General features: G+C 41.8%; 24 protein-coding genes and 2 pseudogenes. 6 read left to right on the plus strand and 20 right to left on the minus strand.

Annotated elements, in window-relative coordinates:
• Positions 1-228: 228 nt before the first annotated feature.
• Positions 229-753: a hypothetical protein gene (locus R7P69_RS17935; RefSeq protein ID WP_005487922.1), complete on the minus strand. Its 525-nt coding sequence runs from the start codon at positions 751-753 to the stop codon at positions 229-231.
• Between the two features lie 218 nt (positions 754-971).
• Complete coding sequence (locus R7P69_RS17940) at positions 972-1,625, minus strand: AbiV family abortive infection protein (RefSeq protein WP_213892753.1); 654 nt, start codon at positions 1,623-1,625, stop codon at positions 972-974.
• Positions 1,626-1,855: 230 nt separating this feature from the next.
• On the opposite strand from R7P69_RS17940, the gene R7P69_RS17945 reads away from it, so the two are divergent.
• Entirely contained in the window at positions 1,856-2,098 is a 243-nt protein-coding gene (locus R7P69_RS17945) for a type II toxin-antitoxin system Phd/YefM family antitoxin (protein ID WP_213892749.1), read from the plus strand.
• A gap of 7 nt (positions 2,099-2,105) precedes the next feature.
• Positions 2,106-2,405, plus strand: a complete 300-nt coding sequence (locus tag R7P69_RS17950) for a type II toxin-antitoxin system RelE/ParE family toxin (protein ID WP_015296889.1) — start codon at positions 2,106-2,108, stop codon at positions 2,403-2,405.
• Positions 2,406-2,575: 170 nt separating this feature from the next.
• Here R7P69_RS17950 and R7P69_RS17955 read toward each other — a convergent pair whose 3' ends face one another.
• The 8 genes from R7P69_RS17955 to R7P69_RS17990 all read right to left on the minus strand — a co-directional run bounded on the left by R7P69_RS17955 (position 2,576) and on the right by R7P69_RS17990 (position 7,421).
• The gene (locus R7P69_RS17955) at positions 2,576-3,238 is read right to left on the minus strand and encodes a hypothetical protein (protein ID WP_104034889.1); all 663 of its coding nucleotides are present in this window, start codon (positions 3,236-3,238) and stop codon (positions 2,576-2,578) included.
• A gap of 122 nt (positions 3,239-3,360) precedes the next feature.
• The gene (locus R7P69_RS17960; RefSeq protein ID WP_257969135.1) at positions 3,361-3,486 is read right to left on the minus strand and encodes a hypothetical protein; all 126 of its coding nucleotides are present in this window, start codon (positions 3,484-3,486) and stop codon (positions 3,361-3,363) included.
• Positions 3,487-3,499: 13 nt separating this feature from the next.
• Complete coding sequence (locus R7P69_RS17965; RefSeq protein WP_146441433.1) at positions 3,500-4,003, minus strand: hypothetical protein; 504 nt, start codon at positions 4,001-4,003, stop codon at positions 3,500-3,502.
• 148 nt (positions 4,004-4,151) lie between these two features.
• Positions 4,152-4,628, minus strand: coding sequence for a GNAT family N-acetyltransferase (locus R7P69_RS17970; RefSeq protein ID WP_225466630.1), 477 nt, complete (start codon positions 4,626-4,628; stop codon positions 4,152-4,154).
• Between the two features lie 134 nt (positions 4,629-4,762).
• The gene (locus tag R7P69_RS17975; protein WP_225466629.1) at positions 4,763-5,938 is read right to left on the minus strand and encodes a HEPN-associated N-terminal domain-containing protein; all 1,176 of its coding nucleotides are present in this window, start codon (positions 5,936-5,938) and stop codon (positions 4,763-4,765) included.
• A gap of 319 nt (positions 5,939-6,257) precedes the next feature.
• On the minus strand, positions 6,258-6,674 hold the full coding sequence (locus tag R7P69_RS17980) for a hypothetical protein (RefSeq protein WP_054579164.1): 417 nt from the start codon (positions 6,672-6,674) through the stop codon (positions 6,258-6,260).
• Positions 6,675-6,700: 26 nt separating this feature from the next.
• The gene (locus R7P69_RS17985; RefSeq protein ID WP_025998577.1) at positions 6,701-7,114 is read right to left on the minus strand and encodes a helix-turn-helix domain-containing protein; all 414 of its coding nucleotides are present in this window, start codon (positions 7,112-7,114) and stop codon (positions 6,701-6,703) included.
• Positions 7,080-7,421 (minus strand): type II toxin-antitoxin system HigB family toxin, encoded by a 342-nt coding sequence (locus tag R7P69_RS17990; protein ID WP_213892697.1) that lies wholly within the window; start codon positions 7,419-7,421, stop codon positions 7,080-7,082. Before R7P69_RS17990 ends, R7P69_RS17985 begins: the two co-directional genes overlap by 35 nt.
• Before the next feature lie 180 nt (positions 7,422-7,601).
• Here R7P69_RS17990 and R7P69_RS17995 point away from each other — a divergent pair, with 180 nt between their 5' ends.
• Both R7P69_RS17995 and R7P69_RS18000 read left to right on the plus strand, forming a co-directional pair.
• Entirely contained in the window at positions 7,602-7,847 is a 246-nt protein-coding gene (locus R7P69_RS17995) for a type II toxin-antitoxin system CcdA family antitoxin (protein WP_025998575.1), read from the plus strand.
• The gene (locus R7P69_RS18000; protein ID WP_017634137.1) at positions 7,847-8,164 is read left to right on the plus strand and encodes a CcdB family protein; all 318 of its coding nucleotides are present in this window, start codon (positions 7,847-7,849) and stop codon (positions 8,162-8,164) included. The genes R7P69_RS17995 and R7P69_RS18000 overlap by 1 nt, the downstream gene beginning before the upstream one ends.
• A 127-nt stretch (positions 8,165-8,291) precedes the next feature.
• Here R7P69_RS18000 and R7P69_RS18005 read toward each other — a convergent pair.
• The 9 genes and pseudogenes from R7P69_RS18005 to R7P69_RS18045 all read right to left on the minus strand — a co-directional run bounded on the left by R7P69_RS18005 (position 8,292) and on the right by R7P69_RS18045 (position 19,830).
• Positions 8,292-8,578, minus strand: a pseudogene (locus tag R7P69_RS18005) (type II toxin-antitoxin system RelE/ParE family toxin).
• Positions 8,575-8,857, minus strand: a pseudogene (locus tag R7P69_RS18010) (type II toxin-antitoxin system Phd/YefM family antitoxin). Before R7P69_RS18010 ends, R7P69_RS18005 begins: the two co-directional pseudogenes overlap by 4 nt.
• Positions 8,858-9,131: 274 nt before the next feature.
• Positions 9,132-10,667, minus strand: a complete 1,536-nt coding sequence (locus R7P69_RS18015; protein ID WP_017634138.1) for a BCCT family transporter — start codon at positions 10,665-10,667, stop codon at positions 9,132-9,134.
• On the minus strand, positions 10,654-11,556 hold the full coding sequence (locus tag R7P69_RS18020) for a homocysteine S-methyltransferase family protein (protein WP_053307308.1): 903 nt from the start codon (positions 11,554-11,556) through the stop codon (positions 10,654-10,656). Before R7P69_RS18020 ends, R7P69_RS18015 begins: the two co-directional genes overlap by 14 nt.
• A gap of 771 nt (positions 11,557-12,327) precedes the next feature.
• A complete protein-coding gene (gene galK, locus R7P69_RS18025; RefSeq protein WP_017634140.1) occupies positions 12,328-13,488 on the minus strand; it encodes a galactokinase in 1,161 nt (386 codons plus the stop codon).
• Between the two features lie 112 nt (positions 13,489-13,600).
• A complete protein-coding gene (locus R7P69_RS18030) occupies positions 13,601-14,653 on the minus strand; it encodes a UDP-glucose--hexose-1-phosphate uridylyltransferase (protein WP_017634141.1) in 1,053 nt (350 codons plus the stop codon).
• A gap of 83 nt (positions 14,654-14,736) precedes the next feature.
• Complete coding sequence (gene galE / locus R7P69_RS18035; protein WP_053307373.1) at positions 14,737-15,747, minus strand: UDP-glucose 4-epimerase GalE; 1,011 nt, start codon at positions 15,745-15,747, stop codon at positions 14,737-14,739.
• Positions 15,748-15,875: 128 nt separating this feature from the next.
• On the minus strand, positions 15,876-17,597 hold the full coding sequence (locus R7P69_RS18040) for a solute:sodium symporter family transporter (RefSeq protein WP_017634143.1): 1,722 nt from the start codon (positions 17,595-17,597) through the stop codon (positions 15,876-15,878).
• A gap of 130 nt (positions 17,598-17,727) precedes the next feature.
• Complete coding sequence (locus R7P69_RS18045) at positions 17,728-19,830, minus strand: alpha-galactosidase (protein WP_017634144.1); 2,103 nt, start codon at positions 19,828-19,830, stop codon at positions 17,728-17,730.
• Positions 19,831-20,061: 231 nt separating this feature from the next.
• Between R7P69_RS18045 and R7P69_RS18050 the strand changes: the two genes are divergently transcribed.
• Positions 20,062-21,123 (plus strand): LacI family DNA-binding transcriptional regulator, encoded by a 1,062-nt coding sequence (locus R7P69_RS18050; RefSeq protein ID WP_017634145.1) that lies wholly within the window; start codon positions 20,062-20,064, stop codon positions 21,121-21,123.
• Positions 21,124-21,283: 160 nt separating this feature from the next.
• Positions 21,284-21,493 carry a hypothetical protein gene (locus R7P69_RS18055; RefSeq protein ID WP_017634146.1) on the plus strand — a complete coding sequence of 70 codons (210 nt, stop codon included), beginning with the start codon at positions 21,284-21,286 and terminating at the stop codon, positions 21,491-21,493.
• A 791-nt stretch (positions 21,494-22,284) separates the two neighbouring features.
• Here R7P69_RS18055 and R7P69_RS18060 read toward each other — a convergent pair.
• The gene (locus R7P69_RS18060; RefSeq protein WP_054579159.1) at positions 22,285-22,488 is read right to left on the minus strand and encodes a hypothetical protein; all 204 of its coding nucleotides are present in this window, start codon (positions 22,486-22,488) and stop codon (positions 22,285-22,287) included.
• Between the last annotated feature and the right edge of the window lie 10 nt (positions 22,489-22,498).

Consider the following 22,498-nt stretch of genomic DNA (forward strand, 5'->3'; position numbering starts at 1 on the left):
CACTAGAAACAGAGCAATAGATTATTGAAACAACAAATGCAATGAACACTTTTGTCCTGCTAAAGCCTTTATCAATATTCAACTTATAGTTAAAAGCGATAACAGGTAACAGTAATGCTATAATGTTATTCCCTTGAAGAGCCGGAATTGGTAGTGTTGTACCCAAGTATATAGCAAAAGAGATTAGTACGAGATAGCTAAATACCGACAAAATTGTATATTTTAACATCATCTTCTTCTTTCTAACTCTGCAGTGTACTTTTGCATTTCACTATAAGAAAACTCATGTATTCCCACTAAAGCAATTGATGCAATCAAAACCGCTATATTACCAGAACTGGCTCCTTGCTTAATAATACTCCATGCTGCGCCCCCTGCTCCATAAGCACCAGGGTTTGCTCCCAAGATGCTTGACCATCGGTTAAAGTCATTATGAAATTTTAAAATCTCTGTTAGCTCTTCAGTGGTCAATGACCACTCTCCCCATTGAGGGTTTACCAACACATCTGTACTTCTTGTTATGAGACAACTCTTCAATAGACCACTACTTAGTCCGTGGATAATTGCCATAACTTGCTGTCTCGCATTACGATCCAACTGACGGTACATGATTGTTCCAGACATAGCTTGCGAGACTTTAACAGGATCGCCTTGAACTAAGTGTAGTGGGATATTTAATATCTTCGCTAAAGATTTTAGCGCATCAGCTTGGTTACTAGGTAGTTTATAAGGTAAACGACTGACGTTATTCATTGCTCTCATTCCGTTGATAAATAGACGAAAGTAATTAATACAATCAGAAGAAATAATGACCTATTTATCATCGGTATCTATGTGATCAACCTCTAGAAAGCTAACGCCCTGTTAAGGTGTGAGCAACGCAATACAAATGCCGCCGCATACCACCTAAAACACCAAAACCAACGCATAGTAAAAATGCCACGCGTTGCGAATCACTCTTAAATGCTTTGTTAGTTGCGTTTCTGATTTTTACTAACCCAACTATCATTCATTAAGCCACTTTTATGCGGCCAGGCTAATAATTGTGAGTAAATTTGATAATTTAGCACTTCGTCCATTTCACGAGCACCCTCGAAGTAAAACTCATCACTTTCAATCCGTTGGCAATACCTTAACAACTCTGCGTTTACCATTGAGATGACTTGCTTGGCATCATCTTGTTTGATCTTCCATGGAGTTGAGACTCGGCTTTCTACGTCGATTTTTCCTTTTAGTCGTTTCAAACCGACGTAAATCGAGTTTTGTTTTTTCTCTTCAAGTTTTCTAGTTTTGATTAGCTCAATGAAATTTGGAGAAAAGAACTGTGGGTCTCGTGCTACAAAGTTCCACTGCTTCTTAGGGTGCAGATATAATAATTTGAGCCACTCATGCTCACTTTCCGCATCAGGATAACCAGAGTTAGTTTCACTGCTCCATATATAATGGTCAATCCAGTTAGCTTTCGATAGTTCTTCAATCGCTAAGACAGATAACTGAAATGCAGATGGGAATGACCCATTGTCGTAAAGAAGCACTGAATCAAAGTGTAACCTCACAACATTTCTTAGTGACTCCGTCGCCAGTTTATTCAATTTGTACTTTGAAATGCCACTATTTTTCTTCATTTTATCCTCGTAGCAACTAACGCCCTGTTAAGGGGTGAGCGACGCAATACCGATGCCTCTGCATACCACCTTAACCACTAAAACCAACGCATAGTAAAAATGCCACGCGTTGCGAATCCCTCTTGAACAGTTTGTTAGTTTGCATTTCACACAAATCGCACGATTTAATTAAATTGAACATTTCATGCGATACATTATAATCTAACTGTACACTCAATTGGGAACTGACCATGCATACATTAACAGCCAATGATGCCAAACGAAATTTCGGCGAACTACTTCTGAGCGCACAACGCGAGCCAGTAAAAATCAGCAAAAACAGTAAAGATACTGTCGTTGTCATGTCCATTCGTGACTTTGAAGAGCTAGAAGCTATGAAAGTTGAGTACCTCAAACACTGCTTTAAGTCAGCTAAAGAAGACTTGAACTATGGAAACACTGTTGATGGTGAAAGCTTTCTAAATTCGCTGTAACTCACTTATGCAAAAGAACAAATACAAGCTAAGTAACTTAGCACAATCTCACTTGCGCAAGGTCAAAAACTACACTGTTGAAAACTTTTCTGAATTACAGTGGCGCAACTATAAAGACACTTTGCTATCGGGGTTTCAGATGCTAGCTGATAATCCAGGTTTAGGAAGAAGTTGTGACGAGATATACCCAAATGGCTTTTATTTTCCGATTGGAAAACACACAGCTTATTTCACCAAAGAAGATGACTTTATCTTAGTCGTTGCTGTTTTAGGTCAATCACAGCTACCCCAGAATCATCTGAAATAACACGACTTTCACCCTAGAAATAATAACTGGGGTGAGAGTTTATCCATGCAAACTAACGCCCAGTTAAGGGGTGAAGCACGCAATGCCGAAGCTCCCGCATACCACCTTAATCACTAAAACCAACGCATAGTAAAAATGCCACGCGTGCCGAATCACTCTTGAACAATTTGTTATAACGCAATTTTTGACACATCTATAGATTTAAGCTCGTGTGCAACTGTATGTAAATGCGGTAGTTGATTAGTCAATGTTTTAATATGTTGATCAATAAACTGTTTATCTTTATCTGTTGAAAGCACTGCATCATACCACTCAACTACATAGTCGGCTTGCTCCCCAATTTCGCGTTGTTCTCGCATAGAAATTAAGCCGATAAGTTTTGAAAAGTGATCAAGTGTTTTTGCTGTATATGGACAACCTAAACTTGAAAAAGTAAGTTCACGCTTTGTTGTGTAAAGGAACAAGCTTCGTTCAAATGAAGACAGTTGATAATAAGTATCTAATATCTGACGTGCAGCCCCAGAGAACCGTTCCCTACTTTTCTGATTAAGTGAAATGGGAATTAGATAAAGTAGCCCATTGCTATTACTTACTGCTTTTGCTAACTCCATAAGTTGATCATGCATCTCGTTGGCATGCCGATCTCGTTTCCAACGCAGAAATGCTGTTACCGCAAACAATGTACCAAAGATAGTTGCGACATTCGCCAATGCACCTAACACTGCCAATAAATCAGTGCCTAAGAAAACTAAAGAGAATGCAGAGCCACTCAAAAATATGGCAACTACACATACCCACATAATGTAACGATCACTTTCAAAAAACTTGAACAACTCGCTTATCTCTCCATTGCGTTATAACGCCGCATTAAGGTGTGAGCGACGCTTGGCTATACTTGAGCGAAGCGAAACTGCCAAGCGTTGCGAATCACTCTTAAATGCTTTGTTATAAGAAATTAGCCACGTTTTTCTGATGTTTTATCATCTTCAGATTTCTTCGACCAATCCACACCAAAACCAGTACCGTTGTCTTGCTTTGAAGGTTCTGGGCGTTGTTCTTGTTGCTTGTTGTCATTTGCCATTTGTACTTTCCAATTAGAGTTGAGATACCATGATAAAGAATAGAGCAATTAGTGTAATTCCTGCCCCATATGAAATATTTTTATATGCTTTTTCAACATACTTTTCCTTGAGTAGCATTACATTTTTGTGTACTTCGAGTAGTTGTTGATAAGAGATAATTATCGTTCTGATATTTTCTTCCTCGAAGGTACAAAGCTGTGAGGAAACATTTTGGTCAAGCCTCAAAGTAGGAAAGTCAGATATTTTTATCGACTTAAACAAATAGTGCCATGCAAGGGATAAGTTAAGGATAATCAAAAACAATAAAAAAACTATCAGACATTGCAGGCTTGTTACTGGAGGGAAAAACTTTTCAAAACCCCATCCGATTACACTCACTAGAACCCCAAGGACAACCGATATTAAGCCAAGAAATTTATTAGCTTTACTATCTAATGAATCAAAGCGTTTTAGCTCTTGATCAAGTGCCATCTTCGCGTAATTGTAAGCTAGCTCTGTTGAAACTGAATCACCCACGAAATTATCCTATTTCTTATAACGCCTTGTTAAGGGGTGAGCAACGCAATACTGATGCCGCCGCATAACGCCTTAATCACTAAAATCAACGCATAGTGAAAATGCCACGCGTTGCGAATCCCTCTTGAACAATTTGTTATACGATTTCTCACAACGAGCGCTGAAACTGACCATTTTGGGCTTTGAAACCTAATTTTTCAAACAGAGCTTTAGACCGAAAGTTACCTTTATCAATGTCTGCATACAATATTTCAATACCCAAAGATTTTGCGTGAGAAAATAACAAACTGAGGGCTTCCGACATATAGCCTTGTCGCCAATATGATGAATTAAGTAAGCATCCAACCTCACATGAATGACCACAATCACTAAAACTATGTAAACCACAAGTTCCGATAACTTTGTTGGTCGATTGCTCTAAAACTGCCCATTCCAACGATTCACCCAACTTTTCTAATTGGACGACGCTTTCCAACATCTGAAATATCGTATCTTTCGATGGAAAAACCGGATCTGAGGCAAATTCTATTGTTTGAATATCACTATAAATTTCAAACAAGTCATCAGAATCATCCATTTGAATTGACCTCAAAACAACCCTACTTCCGTGTAAATCAGGCTTCATTTTTCTCCTTAATCGTATAACGCCCTGTTAAGGTGTGAGCAACGCAATACCGATGCTACCGCATACCACCTTAAACACTAAAACCAACGCATAGTAAAAATGCCACGCGTTGCGAATCACTCTTAAACAGTTTGTTAGCAATTTTTTTCGATAGACAGCAGCTCAAACCACTTGTTCAGTGACTCATTATTTGAGTCAAACACTGCTATATTTATCCCCTCTGGATTCTTCACGCTTCGGTAACGCAACCCCAAAATAGGTTGGTCATCTTTTGTTTTGAATCTAAATCTAAAATATTCAGATATGATTTGGGTTGGCACATATTCAACATGCTCTCGACCATCTTTTGATACTGGCAAAGTTAACTCTTTCACAAACGCGCGGAGGAACGATAAATTCTGCCTAGCATCATACTTTTCAGGTTCAAAAACACTTGGTGTTTTTGGTAGATCGACAAAATCGATTACCTTGATGTCCTTCAGCAATTTAAACTTTGCGATTGACCATTCTGTTGCGTCTGTAATAACTTCTTTTTCAGCGGTCTCCTGATCATAGGCGACATAAAAATATGAAATACCGGCTGGATTCATCCGACCAGCGCTAGCTTTTCCTTCAGGGGGTACGCCAATATCAGAAAAGTCCGTAAACTCTTCATCTTGTTGGTTCACTCTAACGCGATAGAATTCGGTTTCAGCAGGAATCGTAGTAACAAGTTCTTCTGTATTACAAAGAGCTCCGAGAGCATCAAGCATACTTGAAATTGGAATGTAATCAGGTCTACCGGAGGAAAATTCATCTTCTGGTTCAGACAAAAATAAATACCGTGTCTTATATAACACTTGGTCCTTAAATGCCGACCAACCATATGATAATGCAGATGAGGGACTATCAACAGACCAGTCATTTTTGACATGTTCAACCAGATAAAGGCTTGCATCAGAGCTGTCAATCAAGTCCTCACAAAGCTCACCACTCCAGCCTGGATCAAATTCTCCCATAACATCCCATATATTGGTTTCTGACATTAACCACTCTTTTTCAACCCATGGCATGTCCACATCTTGTGCATCTGCGTAATATTGGAATATTGATTCATACACGCGCTCCATGATCAAATCATATGGAGCAGCAATTAATTCACCTTCTTCATTTTCTTCACCGCAATAGGAACATGAATTTGAGCTTAAATTAGCCGTGACTATACTAGCCAACGATTCATCTACAACACAGTCAGCACATACATTTTTGTCAAGCCCACTGAGTTGTGGTGACTCCCACATTGAAATCATTAATTCTGAATGGTATCCCACATTTTCCTCCTGATTGCTAACGCTTTCTATACGGGTTTTAGCTGTCTTTCATACTCATATCATGCAATCTTTCCAATTACAGTTCAATTGGTAATCAATAGGTTAATGAAAGGCGCTGGGTATTAGATTGCAAAATGACGGATAGCTATATAGGTAAGGAAAACTCTTATCTAAATGAAGTTAATTAGCGCCAGTGCTAACCAACAATAGAGCATAAATGTTTTGGAAAAGGCAGTGTATCGACATGATCGCTGCCTTTTTGGTGTGATATTTTAATCGTTATGAGTCCTTATTACTTAGTAACGAAACTTTATTCTACTCACACCATTGGTAACTCAAGAAACTCTGCAAGCTCTTGGGCCATCTTGCTATCAATCAAGTCGTTCCAGTAAGTCAGCTCGTTATACTCCATAGAAAAGCGATGCAGTTCGCCAAAATGACTTCTTACCTCAAAGTTAACCATAGCTTCCTCTGGAATGGTGATCGTGCCATTGCCGTACAGATTAAATAGCCAAGCTTGCGTCATAGAGTTTGGCTTAGCCAGTAGGGCAGTTTGACCACCAACAAAGAACAACGTGATGCGCTCGATACCAGATTCTTTTGCCTGTTCGTCGGCTTCCTTGGCGGCTGCTCTCGCCTTAACCAGTTCAAAATCTTCAAAGGTTTTCTCTAGCTTTTCCGGGCTCATTCTCTTCATGGTAGTTAGGATGCGGTCTAAGTCGATGCCTTTATTCATGATGTGTCCTTGCTGGTGGTGTTCTGCTAAATAAACATATGCTTTGGTACGCCGAAACGTTCCGATAGCGCTTTAATGTGTCCAACGGTTAGTTGGCGTTTACCGCTTAGGATTAGCGATACTAGCGACTTGCCACCAATCTCAGGTAAATCACTTAGAGTTAGACGGTATTGGTCGATGAGAACGCGAAGAGTGGCGATACCAGTATCTAGGCTATCAATGTGCGCGTTAAACTCTTGGAAGTGTTCTGATTCTTCCTCGTAGCGTTCAAGTACAGGGAATAGCAAGTCAATCAAGACATGGTTTTCCTCGTAGTCTTCTACTAGCGTATCCATGAGTTCCATAAGCTCTAGATATTGCTCATGGTCACGGATGCCTTGTAACCAAGGCATCGCTGTGTGAATTTCATTTGATAGGGTTTTTAGAGCTTGAATGTTCATGCTTACCCCCTTTTTGTTGGTCTGCTATCTTGTCGTATTCTGCGTGGGTAACGATGTATTTAACGAAGCATTTCCCACCTGTAAATTCGATAAAGGCGATTAACCTTAATGAACCGCCGCCAATGTCGATGACATACCACTTGTCTACGTATTTAAAGTTATCCAATGACGGAAAAAGTTGTTTGAGTTGTTCTGGTCTTTTTGCTTTTGTTGCTTTTAGCGTTTTGAAAGTTGAGTCTAGTGCCTCGGCACATTGCGGATATAGTCGCTTTGCCGTTTCAAAAGGCTCTCGTTTAATTATGTGCATTTCCTAACTCTTGTTTACATCATGTAAACACTATAGGACACTCACACCAAGTTTACAATATGTAAACAAAAAGACCTGATTAATTGAGCCTTTATGGAGTGAGCAGTCCGAAATGCTTGTTATATGCTTGTGTGTGCGCCTATAATTTATGCGCACACACAATACGCACAGGTTACTATTATGAGAAATGCATATAGTACGCAAGCACCAAAGAAAGCTACAAACTTAAGCTTAAACAGTGAGTTACTTGCGGAGGCTAAACGGTTAAATATAAACCTTTCGGCAACAATGGAAAAGGCACTTGAAAAAGAAGTACGTCAACGCCTTAAGGCTGAATGGTTAAAGCAAAATGCTGAGGGCATTAATGCTTGTAACGAGCTAACTGAAAATCATGGACTATTTTCTGATTCTTACCGAGTATTCTAATGTCACAATTCTCGCTATACAAAAACAACGATAAAAACACAGCAACCGCATACCCATACTTTGTTGACGTTCAAAGTGGATTGCTGGATACATTGAACACTCGGTTAGTTATTCCGTTGACGCCTACTGAGTTGTTAGAGAAAAAAGCACCTAGTCATCTATGTCCCGTAATCCATATTGATGAAGGTGACTTCGTAATTCTGACGCATCAAATGGCAAGTGTACCAACCAAAATTCTAAGAGAGCCTGTAAGCAATCTAAGCACTTTTAGAGACGAGATCATCTCTGCTATCGATTTTCTTATTACGGGCATATAACGCCGCGCTAAGTGGTGAGCCACGCAACCACGACACTTAACTTGGACGCAGTAAACACTAAACTTGATCCAAACTAAAAATGCCAAGCGTTGGGAATCACTCTTAAATGCTTTGTTAAAACGCAGTTTTACACATCATATTCCGACAGCATTTGACGACAATTACGAACTGTTAGTACGCGGATTTCATGACTTAAGCTGTGGATAATACGATAGTGACCAAAGATAATTTCACGATAATTCGTATGAGACATTTCAGGAACAAAGCGCCCCACTTCAGGCATACTGCCAAGTAGTTCACTTTTATCAAAACTTCGTTGACCCACTTTTCTGCTGCAGATGGGTTATCCAAAGAAATGAACTCCGCTGTATCGCCTAACTTTTGAAGCGCTAATGGAGACCAAATTACTTTCATTTTTTAATGCGCCCCAAAACTTGAGCACGCGCATCATCTTTGGAAACGCCAAGACCTGAAGCTAACTGAGCTTCCGCTGTACACATTTCTTCCAGCAATTCGATTTTCTTCTTGCATTGCTTCATACTCTGCAACATCAAGAACAACAGCAACACCTTTGCCACGTTGTGTAATTACCAATGGACGGCGAGTCTCATTGATTTGTTTGATGTAAGAAGCTACACCTGCGCGAAACTCAGACAACGGTTGAATGTCTTGATCGAAATGAATACGACTCATACTGAACTCCATCTGGTACAAAATAATGTACAAATAGTAGTTCAACTAACCGTTATGAGAAAGAAGTCGATTCTGCGTTATAACACCCTTAGATACCTCATCAACCTTCAAGGCAATAACATGAAGTAGTAGATAAATAAAACTTAACTAACTTTACCCATTCACTAACGTAATGAAATTCAGGCACAATCTTATAAGCATTATTGAGATTTCTCTACGAAGAAAAAGGTAACACGCTTCAAATTTAAACATGAAGAGGGTTTGTTATTTAAGGTTAAGCAATCAGTTCTTGTGCTTCCACAGAGGCTTCCGACTCTGCTTGCGAAGCTGCCTTACCTTTCAGTTCCATCATGAGTTGTTTAACCAAAATTCCGTAGATAAACATCATCGGTAGTCCCGCGACCACGCACAAGGATTTAATGGTATTGATACCACCACCCGTGAGGAATACGCTAAAGCTGATAAGTGCGATCGCCCCTGCCCACATCAATTTGACCTTGTTATCTGGGTCTCCGTTTAGGGACAGCTGATTCGTCGTCAGCATCGAGGTGGCCACGCTAGCGCTCGACATCGTAGTCAACATCAAGAAGAACTGAATCACCAAAAAGACCGCAAGAACCACATTGTTCGCTGGCAAGGTTTTGATCAACGAGACGACGGCAAACGTCAATCCACCATTGCTCATCCACTCTTGAACGGGATAACCACCTAATAACTGCGCCCAAACCGCATAGCCCCCAAAGATTGAGATAAAGAATGCGCATCCCAGAGCGCCCATAGAGATGGTATACAAGATGACTTCACGGATAGTGCGGCCTCTCGATATGCGCGTAATAAACAACCCCATCATGATTAGGTACGCGTAGTACCAGAACCAATAATATTGAGTCCATGCTTGAGGGAAACCACTCTTTTGCACCGGGTCTGTCCAAAGAGACATGCGGAAGAAACTATCGAGCATGACACCGAGTGAATCCGTCACGTTGTTCAGCACAAATTGTGCATTTGATGAAAACAGCACAAATAAGGCAAAGATAATCGCAGTGATGACCGTGTAATCGGATACATTACTGATGCCTTTGTTGAAGCCCACCAGCGTCACTGCGAATAAAACCAATACGAACAAGAAAATGATGCAGCCTTGAAGCAACAAATTATTATCTATCCCAAATAACTCTGCTGCTCCTGTACTAAGCAGAGTAACGGTTAACGCTAATGAACTAGCAAAGGCCGCGAGTGTTCCGAAGATGGCCAAAAGGTCGACGCATTTGCCCACGATTGGATTCTTACCCAATACGGGTTCACACAGTGTGGAGAGCTTCAATGTACGGCGTTTTTGTACATAGAAAGCGTAAGCAAAAGGAATCGCAGGGAAACAGTAGATCGCCCACCCTGTAATTCCCCAGTGGAACATTGAATAAGTGACTGACCACGCCGCTGCAGTGTAGCTGTTCGCTTCGGCAAATAGCGGTGGAGATTGCAGGTAGTACATCGGTTCTCCAATCCCCCAATAAATGAGCGATGCACCAACACCAGCCGTAAAGATCATACCGCCAAAAGAGAAGTTCGAATACTCAGGCTTTCCTTCCCCTAATCGAATGTCACCGTACTTGGAAAACGCTAACCACAGTAGAAAGCCAACAAGAGTAAGACTGCAGATTTGCACCAACCAGCCAAACCAATCAGTCACAAACGTCATTGCGTTGTTCGCCATAGCTTGAGACTGCTCAGGGAACATCGAAGAGACAAGTAAAATGAGCAGGACAGTGCCAATCGCAGGAATGGTGAGTCCGAGATTAAGATTCTTCAAGGCTGTCTCTCCATGCTGTGAGTTCTTCAATATGACTAGGCTCAATGCCACAACAGCCACCAATGATACTCGCCCCTAAACGATACCACTTTTTAGCGTATTCTAGATATTCTGTTGGAGAGAAGTTTCTAAGCCCTTGGTATGACTCATTCGCTTGGTGATTCGCTTTAATTGGTGCAAAGCTGTTTGCGTAGACACCAATAGTTAACGTTTTCCCTGTTCGTCTCAGCACTTGATTCACATCTTTGATCGCTTGTTCAATCACTTCAGGAATTGAGCAATTGAAAAAAATACCGGTCGCATTAGTATCAAGAAGCGCCTCAACGGCGTCAGTGACAAGCTCACCAGAGCGCAGATGCGAGACTTCGCTGACTTCATCTTCTAACGTGAACGAGATGTAAACTGGCTTGTCGCTTTTAGACAGAACTTTGCTGATCACTCGCGCTTCACCAAGGCTTGCAACGGTTTCCGCCAACCAAATGTCTACATGTGGCTCTTGCGCTTCAAATAGAGTCACATTGATGTCGTAAGCACGCTTTTCTTCAAATAAATCAGGTCTATAAGAACCAAAGGCAGGAGGTATCGCTCCGGCAACAAGCACTTCTTTTTGTGACACGGTCACGACATCACGAGCAATTTTCGCGGCTTTCTCTGCCAGCTCGCGTCCCTGCTCGGCATACAAATCTTCACCTAGATGAAACGGAACACAGGCATAGCTGTTGACGGTAATGATTTGTGCTCCTGCATCAATAAAACCCTGATGCGCTTGCGTAACATGTTGTGGGGATTCGATAAGTGCTTGGGCACTCCAGTGAGGTTGAGAAAACGGTGCGCCTATGCGTTTTAGCTCGCGCCCCATGCCCCCATCCAATATTGTAAGATTCATCATTTAGACTTCCATACTGCTAAAATCCATATGGCAATTCAATCACAATATGATGTAAGTGAAAGTTATATTTTCTCACTCTTAATATGAAGAAAATTCATATGAGTAGAAGAATTGCTGTGCAGATGTCTTAATGACAAAGACTACGTATGAGTTTCCGCCATCAGCACAACGCACCACTCTGTAATGAGTTGGGAAAGGAAATAAATAGACGCAGTCCTATTTAGTTCATAGGGCAAGAAAATAAGCCGTGAGTTTAACCGCCATAAAAGAGTCCATCACCAAGGATAAAACCAAGCGGTTACATCGCTCCTGTGTCAATACCGCAACAGCCTTCAGTCCTGGTCACAAAGGCGTTAAGATCAAGTCTTATTGTTGTTATGCTAAAAGATAACTCGAGATGCCATAAGACTTATACATTGGTACACCTTCGGCTATGAGATACTTTTATAATTTTATGTTATTAAATATCCTTATATGGCTATCTTCAAAATCTGGTCAAGAGATATCCATTAGGATTGATTATTTTTATGGATATTAAAGCCTTGAGAGCATCAAAGTATACGAGCCTAAAGCTCAGAAAAAAGGCCTCTAGGAGCACCTGAGGCCATTTGAAAATGTAAGGTTAAGAAACAACAGAGTAAAAATAAAAACGACTAACTAAAAAATCAGCTAAGTCCAATTTCAGTTACTTGACTCGTCTCCTTTCTGCTATGTCAGCATATTCCATATGCTTTTGAGCGAGCATACAAATAAGATGAACAGCCCTGTAGCTTATTTTCCTTTAAGGACTCCAGCGCCATCGGTTGCTCTACAGACGTATATATCCTCCTTAAGGCCAGTTGCAGATTCGTATTTATTTTTAACGGCGAGTTTTAGATTTTCGACTAAATGCATAGGAACCAGAGCAACAACACAACCACCAAAACCACCGCCAGTCATTCGCACACCACCTTGGTCACCAATCGTATCTTTCACAATTTCAACTAAAGTATCGATTTCTTTAACTGTGATTTCAAAGTCATCACGCATTGACGCATGTGACTCCGCCATGAGTTCGCCCATACGCTTTATGTCGTGCGCACGAAGTGCTTGCGCCGCTTTAACAGTGCGGTCATTTTCTGTGATCACGTGGCGAGCTCGCTTCGCAACCATGTCATCCAGCTCAGACACTTTTTCGTCAAACTGCTCAATGGTAACATCACGTAACGCTGCCACACCAAAGGTGCGTGCCGCTTCTTCACACTGCTTACGGCGCGTGTTGTATTCGCTGTCTACCAAGCCACGTTTTTTGTTCGAGTTGATTATCACAACCGCGATGTCCTCTGGCATCGGGACCGCCTCGGTTTCTAAACTACGACAATCCAATAATATGGCGTGGTTTTCACGACCTTCTGCCGAAATCATTTGGTCCATGATACCGCAGTTACAGCCAACGAATTCGTTCTCTGCTTGCTGACCATTTAGGGCTATTTCTGCTTGGCTGATTTCCAGATTAAACAGTACTTTAAACGTTTGCCCTATCACCACTTCCAATGCAGCCGATGAGCTTAAACCTGCTCCTTGCGGAACATTACCACTAACCGCAATATCCGCTCCAGTAAATTGGTAACCGCGAGAAAGAAGACTTTTGACTACCCCGCGAATATAGTTCGCCCACATTTGGTTAGATTGGAATACAATCTCTTGACTGATATCGAACTCATCAATTGCATTACCATAATCCACGGATACCACACGTACTAGAGTGTCTTCACGTTTCGCAGCAGCGACTATCGTTTGGTAATTGATTGCGCATGGCAGCACAAAACCATCGTTGTAGTCAGTATGCTCACCAATGAGGTTTACACGGCCAGGAGCTTGAATAATATGGCTCGGTGCATAGCCCAGCAATTCTTCAAAAGAGCTTTCAACATTTTGGATTAAATCAGACATAGGTGGCGTTCTCTTAAGATATAAATTTGGTGTTGGGGAAGTACTTTGAGCCTCATGTTTCATCGCAAGGTGGTACTCCCCATTTTGTTCGCTATCAATAGTTCTCGAGAGTTTATGACTCTTTATAATGCACATCACTTAAATCGCGTAAACGTTGTGCAGCCTGCTCCGCTGTTAGGTCTCGTTGATTTTCTGCGAGCATTTCATAACCCACCATGAACTTGCGAACCGTGGCACTACGAAGTAATGGTGGGTAGAACAGCGCATGTAATTGCCAATGGTTGATATCGGTGCCTTCTTCAAAGAATGGTGCATAGTGCCAACCCATCGAGTAAGGAAAAGAACATTGGAATAAATTGTCGTAGCGACTCGTCAGCTTTTTGATAGCAACTGCAAGGTCATCACGTTGTTCATCGGTTAGCTCACTCATGCGGCGTATGTGTACTTTCGGAAGAAGCATGGTTTCGAACGGCCATGCAGCCCAGTACGGTACAACGGCAATCCAATATTCAGTTTCAACCACTGTACGTGAACCGTCTTTAAGTTCAGCTTGCACGTAGTCCACCAGCAAGTTGCTGCCATGTTCTTGGTAATACGCTTTTAAGTTGCGCTCTTTGCGCTCAATTTCGTTTGGTAAGAAGCTGTTCGCCCAGATTTGACCGTGTGGGTGAGGCTGAGAACAACCCATGGTTTCGCCTTTATTTTCGAATGCTTGAACCCAAATGTAGTCTTTGCCTAACTCTTCGATTTGATCATTCCATGTATCAATCACGCCGCGAATTTTATCAACTGGCAATTCCGGTAAGGTTTTGCTGTGATCAGGCGAGAAACAGATGACGCGGCTCAAACCACGCACACCCTGAGATTTGAATAGCGGATTATCTGACTTAGGTGCATCTGGTGAGTCCACCACCAATGCTGCAAAATCATTTTGGAATACGTATGTACCTTGGTAATCTGGGTTAACATCCCCTGAAATACGCGCATTAGTTGGACAAAGGAAGCACTTCTCATCGTAGCTTGGTTGTTCGTTAATCTCTGGTTTCTCATCAGCCCCACTCCAAGGACGTTTAGCACGATGAGGAGAGACCAAAACCCACTGCCCGGTTAATGGATTGTAACGGCGATGTGGGTGATCTATTGGATTGAATTCAACATTTGACATATTACTTGCTCATCTTTTTTAGTCTGTCTTCGATTTGGCACACACCAAACTCATCAATTTGTTTAAAAGAAGTTTCGAGTACATTAATACCCGTCAGGATTACTCGATTGCCAATTCCACGTATCTGCCGTCATTTCAGCAATGCTGCGGGTAGCTTTCCAACCGAGCTCTCTTTGTGCTTTTTCCGTACTGGCCCAACATTCTGCAATGTCTCCAGGGCGACGAGGACAAAGCTCGTAAGGGATTGGATGACCACATGCCGTTGAGAACGCTTCGACCATTTCAAGTACGCTCGAACCTTTGCCCGTGCCTAAGTTGTACACGTGCAAGCCGGCCTTTTCGCCGACCGATTTCAGGGCTGCGATATGGCCGTCAGCCAAATCCATTACGTGGATGTAGTCACGAACACCAGTGCCATCCGGTGTGGAGTAGTCGCTACCGAATACCGACAATTTTTCTCGACGACCAACCGCGACTTGAGCGATGAACGGCATTAAATTGTTTGGGATCCCCTGTGGATCTTCGCCCATGGTGCCCGACGGGTGTGCACCAACGGGGTTGAAGTAACGTAACAAAGTCACACTCCAATCCTGTTCAGCTTGAAACAGGTCACTCAAACACTCTTCCACCATGTATTTACTGCGACCATAAGGGTTAGTGGTTGCACCTGTTGGTGACTCTTCCGTAATAGGCACAACCTTAGGATCACCATAAACCGTTGCAGATGAGCTAAATACAATGCTTTTTACACCCGCTTTGCGCATACTGTGCACCAACACCAATGAACCATTAACGTTATTATCGTAATACTCCAATGGTTTTATAACGGATTCGCCAACGGCTTTTAGACCTGCAAAATGAATCACAGCTTGAATATCATGTTTATTAAATACTGAGTCTAAAAAGTCTTCATCTCGAATGTCGCCTTGATAGAAAGCTGGTTGCTGCCCTGTTAGTGCCTCTATACGATTTAATACCTCTATTTTGGAATTACATAGGTTGTCTACGATGATTGGTTCCATACCAGCTTTGATCATCTGCACACATGTGTGACTACCGATATACCCCATTCCGCCTGTGACAAGAACTGCCATAAATACTTTTCCACCTTTCAACGTAAAAATCTCTAGATCAGGTATACCCGCATCATGCGCATATTCGGGCATACCGATCTATCTACTTGCTGTCCGTTTTTAATGATTAAATAATTAGTGTGGTTTGATTACGGCATGTACATATCATTCAGCTTGGTTACCTGTTTGCTTTTCCTACGTTTCAATAAATAGTTAAAGGTCACACCAAGCATTAAGATAACACCGCAAAAACCATACACTTGCATGACCGTTGGGTCGTTTGAAACAAAACCTACGTCCGAAAACATTACATATGCACCTAGCACCATATAGAGAATGACTGCGGACGCCTCAAAGCGGAAAGACCATGGCGTCACATCGATGCTTTCATTAACTGGCATCACATAATCCGTATCACGTGGCATAAAATGACCAATCGCAAACATCAGTAAAGTACAAACTACAAATAAAATCGCTAATTGATGTAAGAAGTGGATTGGGGTGTCAAAGATCAATTGCATCGCAGCATAGGAGCTCACAAAAATCGTTAGTGCAACTTTGGCTGCAATAGCTGGTACACGTTTTGAAATGTAACCAACGAACACAATGGTGAAGATAGGCACACTGAAAAAGCCAGCAACCATTTGTAAATATTGGAATAAACCTTCTGGTGCATATAGGATAAACGGTGCAATACAAACAGAGATAATGGCAATGATGACTCCGAATAGGCGCCCCTTACCGACTAACTCTTCATCGGACTTATCTTTACCAAATAATGGCTTATAAACGTTCAATGCAAATAGTGTCGTAGAACTGTTTAACACACCATTAAACGTACTTAATATGGCACCAAACATAACCGCAACAAAGAAGCCAACAAGAGGCTTGGGTAACACTTCATTCACTAAGCGCGTATACATTGTGTCGGGATTACCTGCATCAGAGCCAAACATGTGGAAGGCAATGATGCCGGGAATGATAAGGAATAATGGAGAGATAACCTTAATTGCACCTGCGAGAATGACACCCTTTTGACCTTCTTTCAGGTTCTTTGCGCCAAGCGCACGCTGAATGATGGATTGGTCGGTGCCCCAATAATACAAGTTCACCAATAATAGGCCCGTGAACAGAGTAGAAAATGGCAGTGGATCCGTTTCTTTACCTACGGATTGCAGCTTCTCTGGTGCGGCAGTGAGCAACACGTCCAAACCTTCTATAAAGTTACCGCCGCCTAATGCCATCAGGCCAAATACAGGGATCATTAGGCCACCAAGAATCAATCCTACACCATTGAAGGTATCAGCAATAACGACAGCTTTTAGACCACCATAAATAGCGTAAAAGAAACCTAACAAACCTATCGTGGCAGAGATCAGTGCGATGGAGCTAAATTCAGAAATACCCAATAAACCTTGTACATCGAAGATTTCGCCTAGTACCACTGCGCCAGCGTAAAGAGTAGTAGGAAGAATGTTGATGACGTATTGACACAAGAACAACAAAGTAACGAACTTCTTCACCGACATGTCATAACGGCTTTCTAAGAAATCTGGAATGGTGGTGATACCTTGCTTGAGGTAACGCGGTACAAGCAGCAGCGCAATGACAACCAGAGTAACGCCAGAGGCAACTTCCCACCCCATCACACTCATATTGTGGGTGTAGGCTTGAGCACTCATACCGACAAAACTGGTTGCACTCAAATTGGTAAGAATTAGCGAGCTGGCAATCAGTCCGCCCGTCAAACTTCGTCCTCCAAGGAAGAAACCATCTTGAGAGGTGTGTTTATCATTTTTAACTTTGCTGTAAGTGAACACCACAACAAAGCCCGTAAACAGCAAAAACGAAAGTAATACTGTAATAGACATTTTGTTTCCTTAACAAGTTAAGCAATTCAACTTGCTTGTTGGTTGTAGGGTGCCCCTCTAGCGAGTATAGGAGTGTTTTATCAGGAACAACGTAAGTTGAAACTGGTCGCTAGAGGAGGCAGGTAGAGGTTTAACGTTTTTTAAGATGAACAATAAGCGCTGATTCGGGATCGAGGATCGGGAGTGTCACCCCAATTTCTTTTAAGTTATCACCACTTAGAGTCAGAGTTTTGTCTAGCCATTTCGGACGTTGTTTCATCAATTGAAAACTGGTCTGTGGCATTTCCACAATCTTGATTTCGTAACTGGCCTTTTCATCCGCACAACTCACCCGAAGTGGAGATGGTAGCGCGTGATTTGGCATGGCCAACTGGCAGACCGTAATCAGCATTTCTTTCCCGTTTTCAACACCATAGATGTTCTGGCTATGATCTGCTGGGTCAATACGGAAAGCACGCCCAGAGTGAAGCAAGTCGCGATACTGTTTGTGCAATTGAATATAATGGGCGAAGGCTTGTTTTTCTTCAGCACTCTCTTTTACTGGATCGAGTTCAACGCCCATGTGACCACTTAACGCCGTCACTCCACGCATATTGATGGCATGGCGACGGTTAGTTGAATGACATTCCGCAGGGCCAATGTGTGCACCCATTACTTCAGGCGGAAAGAAATAACTCATACCGCGCTGAATAGCTTGACGTTCTAGCGCATCGTTACAATCAGAAGCCCAGAAGCGATGAGTGCGTTTAAGGATTTCAAAATCAATACGACCACCACCTGAAGAACAAGACTCAATCTCGACCTCAGGATGTGCCGCATAAAGTTCATCTAACAGACGATAAAGCGCTTTAGTTTGACCATGTACAGCTGGCTTACCTTGATGACCTGGCTGCACCAGTTCACGGTTCATATCCCACTTTAGGTAGCCAATGTTGTAGCGAGTTAGTAAGTCATTCAAACGATCAAACAGGTAGTTGAAGCAATCTTTGTTTTGCAAATCCAACACGTATTGCCAACGACCTGAAGGCTGATGGTAGCCTTGCAGACTCAACACCCAATCGGGGTGTTGGCGATATAGATTTGAGTCTTGGCTGACCATCTCGGGTTCAACCCAAAGACCAAATTCCATACCTTTGTTGTTTACGTGCTCAATCACTGGTTCAAGACCATTTGGGTACTTCGTTTCATCCAAATACCAGTCACCAAGCGCGGCACGTTCGCCATCACGACCAACGAACCAACCATCATCAATAATGAAGCGCTCGACCCCCATCTCAGCGGCTTCGGTTGCCATCTGCATGATGTACTCAGGGTTATGATCAAAATAGATACCTTCCCATGTGTTTAAGTGAACCGGGCGGGGTTTACTGCTTGGAAACTGGATAATATTGGTGCGAACAAACTCATGGAATCGTTGTGAAATACCGTTCAAACCCGAGTTGCTGTATGTTGCGTAAAGCCACGGGGACTGGTATGTCTCACCACTTTTTAAACGCTTTTCACCAGAGAGTAACAACTCGCCGGCTTGAACAAAGCGGCGACCATCACTACGAACATCAGCGCGCAGTTGATGATTACCACTCCAACCAAGATGAAAGCCCCATACGTGACCCAATTGCTCGCCAAAGCCATTCGTGCCAGCGAACAGACCAGGGAAATTTTCATGAGAGGTTCGGCCACGGCGGTTTTCTTGCATAAAGCCACCATGTTCAAAGCGCAAGCGTTGAGTTTGAAATTCATGACACCAACGTCCGTGAAATGTCATTAATTCGTTGGCATGATTAGGTAATGGTAAAGTGGAAGAAAGCTTATCTAAACAATACTCGCTTGACGCGATGTTCTTTATTGAGATGCGTTTTTGCACCACGTCGCTATTGAAATCAAGGTGCAGCTCAATGACCAACTCAAGCCCAGCGATGTCGTCTTGAAGTATAAATGTTGCACTACCATCATTTTGCTCAATAGATTTGGTTATGAACACGGGCGCCCAATTATCGCCATTTCGGTGTCCTTCAATACCAGGCGCATTAAAGTGACCACTACCAAGCTCTGGGCATAGTGATAACGGCACGTCGACATCAAGACGAGCCTGAGAAATAGGCCGCTCGGTCGAGAGGATTAAATCAGGGTCAATCTGAGCTATTTTCGCTCCCCAATGAAGGATTTCAGGAACACGATCCACTTTAATGATCATGCTGTGATTCTTAGACTTTAAGTGAACAAATTTTTGCATTCTGCTTCTCTGTTTTCGCAAACATTTAATCTATAAATAATGATGCGCACATTCAGCTTTATTACGACAAAAAAGCCTAACAAATGTGACTCAAATCATGTTAAAGAGGTATTTTTTGTGTGGTCGATCTTGTGTTTTCGAAAACATTTTTTCATGTTTTTACGACATTAATCACGAGGAAATTTGAATGAATATGGTAGAATGAATAGCAAATCTGGATAGGAGAATGCAGTGGCAGTCACGTTTAAAGATGTTGCGCGGTTAGCTGGGGTCTCAACTCAAACCGTATCTCGCGTAACCAATGGCGCAGATAACGTCGCGGAAGCAACGCGAAAACGCGTCAACGATGCGATAAAAAAGCTTGGCTATGTACCAAACAAAGGTGCACAAATGCTGAGCCGAGCTAAGTCTCGGATCATCGGTATTGTTTCCTTGGATATCTCTCTGCACGGTGTGGCTCTGATTGCCAACGGAATTCGTAACCAAGCGCATGAGATGGGCTACGGGACAGCGTTAACCGTGCTAGCAAACAACTCTATTGATGAATTTCGCGATGCGATTCGAGAGCTTATTGCACAACAAGTCGATGCTATTATTATCAACGCCCCCGTAAATCAAGACATCGCACAGTGTCTGATTGAGCAGTTCAGTCAACTAACATTGGTATTCATTGATGTTCCTGAAGGGACCCCTGTCAATCATGTTAGGTGTGATCATCATACAGGAGCAAACTTAGCGGTATTACATTTGATTGAACAAAAACGCGATTCCTTCGTGTGTATTTCTGGCCCATCTGAATCGACCGCCTCTAAAATTCGTTACGACGCGTGGCAAACACAACTCCAAAAACATGGAGCCAAAGAAGTTGCTTGTTATGAAGGTGATTGGCAAGCAGCCAGTGGCCACAAAGCGATTAAAGACCTTGTTCTAAAAGGTATAGACTTTGATGCGGTGCTAGTCGCCAATGATCAAATGGCACTCGGTGTTTTATGCGCTCTGTCTGAAGCAGGCATCAATGTGCCAAAGACGGTTTCTGTCATTGGGTTTGATGGTATTCAGGACAGTCAATATTTTTCACCGCCTTTAACCACGATCAAACAAGACTTCGACAAGTTGGGCCGTAAAGCCGTTAAATTAATGCTCAGCCAAATGGAAAAACCAGAGGGAACAATCTCTGAGGTGCTGCCCGTCAATTTAGTCGTCAGACAAAGTACAAGTGAAAAAGCAGATACTTCATATGATAAGCAAGAGGTGCTCGCTTGCCTTGAAAATATTCGTCACCTACTGCCATAATTAGTAGAACTATTTAGCCATCTTTTTTATGTTGCTATTAAGCCGATAGTATAAGAAATGTTAGAAAAGTCTCACTTTTTCTTATCTCAAAGAAGTAGCACTGAAAAAATGCTATATTGAAAGCCTCATATCATCATTCCTCCACAGAAGGAATAACACTATGCCACCCTACCTGGTTACTTACTTCAACGAGAAACATACCGTGATAGATAAAGAAACGATATTTATGAAAAACCTAACCAACGCTAAACGCTCGGCAGAGCATCATGCGCCAAAGGGGACTGACCAAATTGAAATCAAAGATTTAATGGATCAAGTCCTAACTCGATTAACGTTAGATGAAAGCTGGCTTGATAACATTGAAAACTGATATTGCCTAACAATCAAAGTTCGTTTGAGATGTATCAATAAATACACAGGCTTGATTAGTTTTTCGTATTAGCCTTTGACACAGTTTAATTTGTTTGTCTGTCAAAGCCTGTTTACGGTTAAGTTGATCGAGTAAACCTGAAAGCATATCTCTGTCCAAGTTACTCAGTTTTTCAGAATGTATGAGGAGTGTCGTATTTATAAGTTCAGAAAGGTTTCTTGAACTCACAATCACCATTCCTTATCCCACTTCTTTTGTTCCTTAGCCCTTTTTCCTTTCGGATTAAGAACAGGTTTTTTCTGCTTTTGTATCGGTTTGGATAGCTTACTCATATATAATCCTATTTTGATGGTTAACTAAATTTCGCACCTTATCCATGCTGACTATGAAAGAGACGATGATACTACATAGGTCAGCATAAAATAGACAAAAGTGAGTAACGGCACTAGTTAAATTAGCACATTATTAATTATTGTAAGTATCGCAAGACTTTGTTATTTAAATTGATGGATCTCAATCAAGAAGCTACGCTGTGATCGACTACACTCATTAACCTCCGGTTATTAAATAACTAACTGGAAGCAAGACAAACGTGGTAGACCCCGCCGATTAAGTAACCTGCACTGATGAGGCAACAACCCTTCTTTATAAATTAGTAACAAAGCCAACTCTATGTTCAACACAATGTAACACTGAAGACACGATACCAAATGAGGTAAGATAGATCGTAATTATTATTAGAAAAAGTTTGGGTAAATTTGATATAGAGTAGAAGAAACTATTTCAAATGGTTAGTTTTTATTAATGTATCGTTCAGCATTTGAAAATAATTTATCGCATAACTTATTTTGAACCATATATTCTTTTGAACCTTCTTCCATAGATTCTAGCGTTTCTTTAGCTTCTTGGTATTCTTTTACCATCATAGAAAATCGTTCTTCGAAGTTGTTTTTCTGCGTTTTTTTGATCGATTTCTTTCTTACTGGTTTTCTCATATAACTACTT

Origin of the sequence: Vibrio sp. 661, from assembly GCF_033339315.1 — a bacterium.
Taxonomy (GTDB): Bacteria; Pseudomonadota; Gammaproteobacteria; order Enterobacterales; family Vibrionaceae; genus Vibrio; species Vibrio alginolyticus.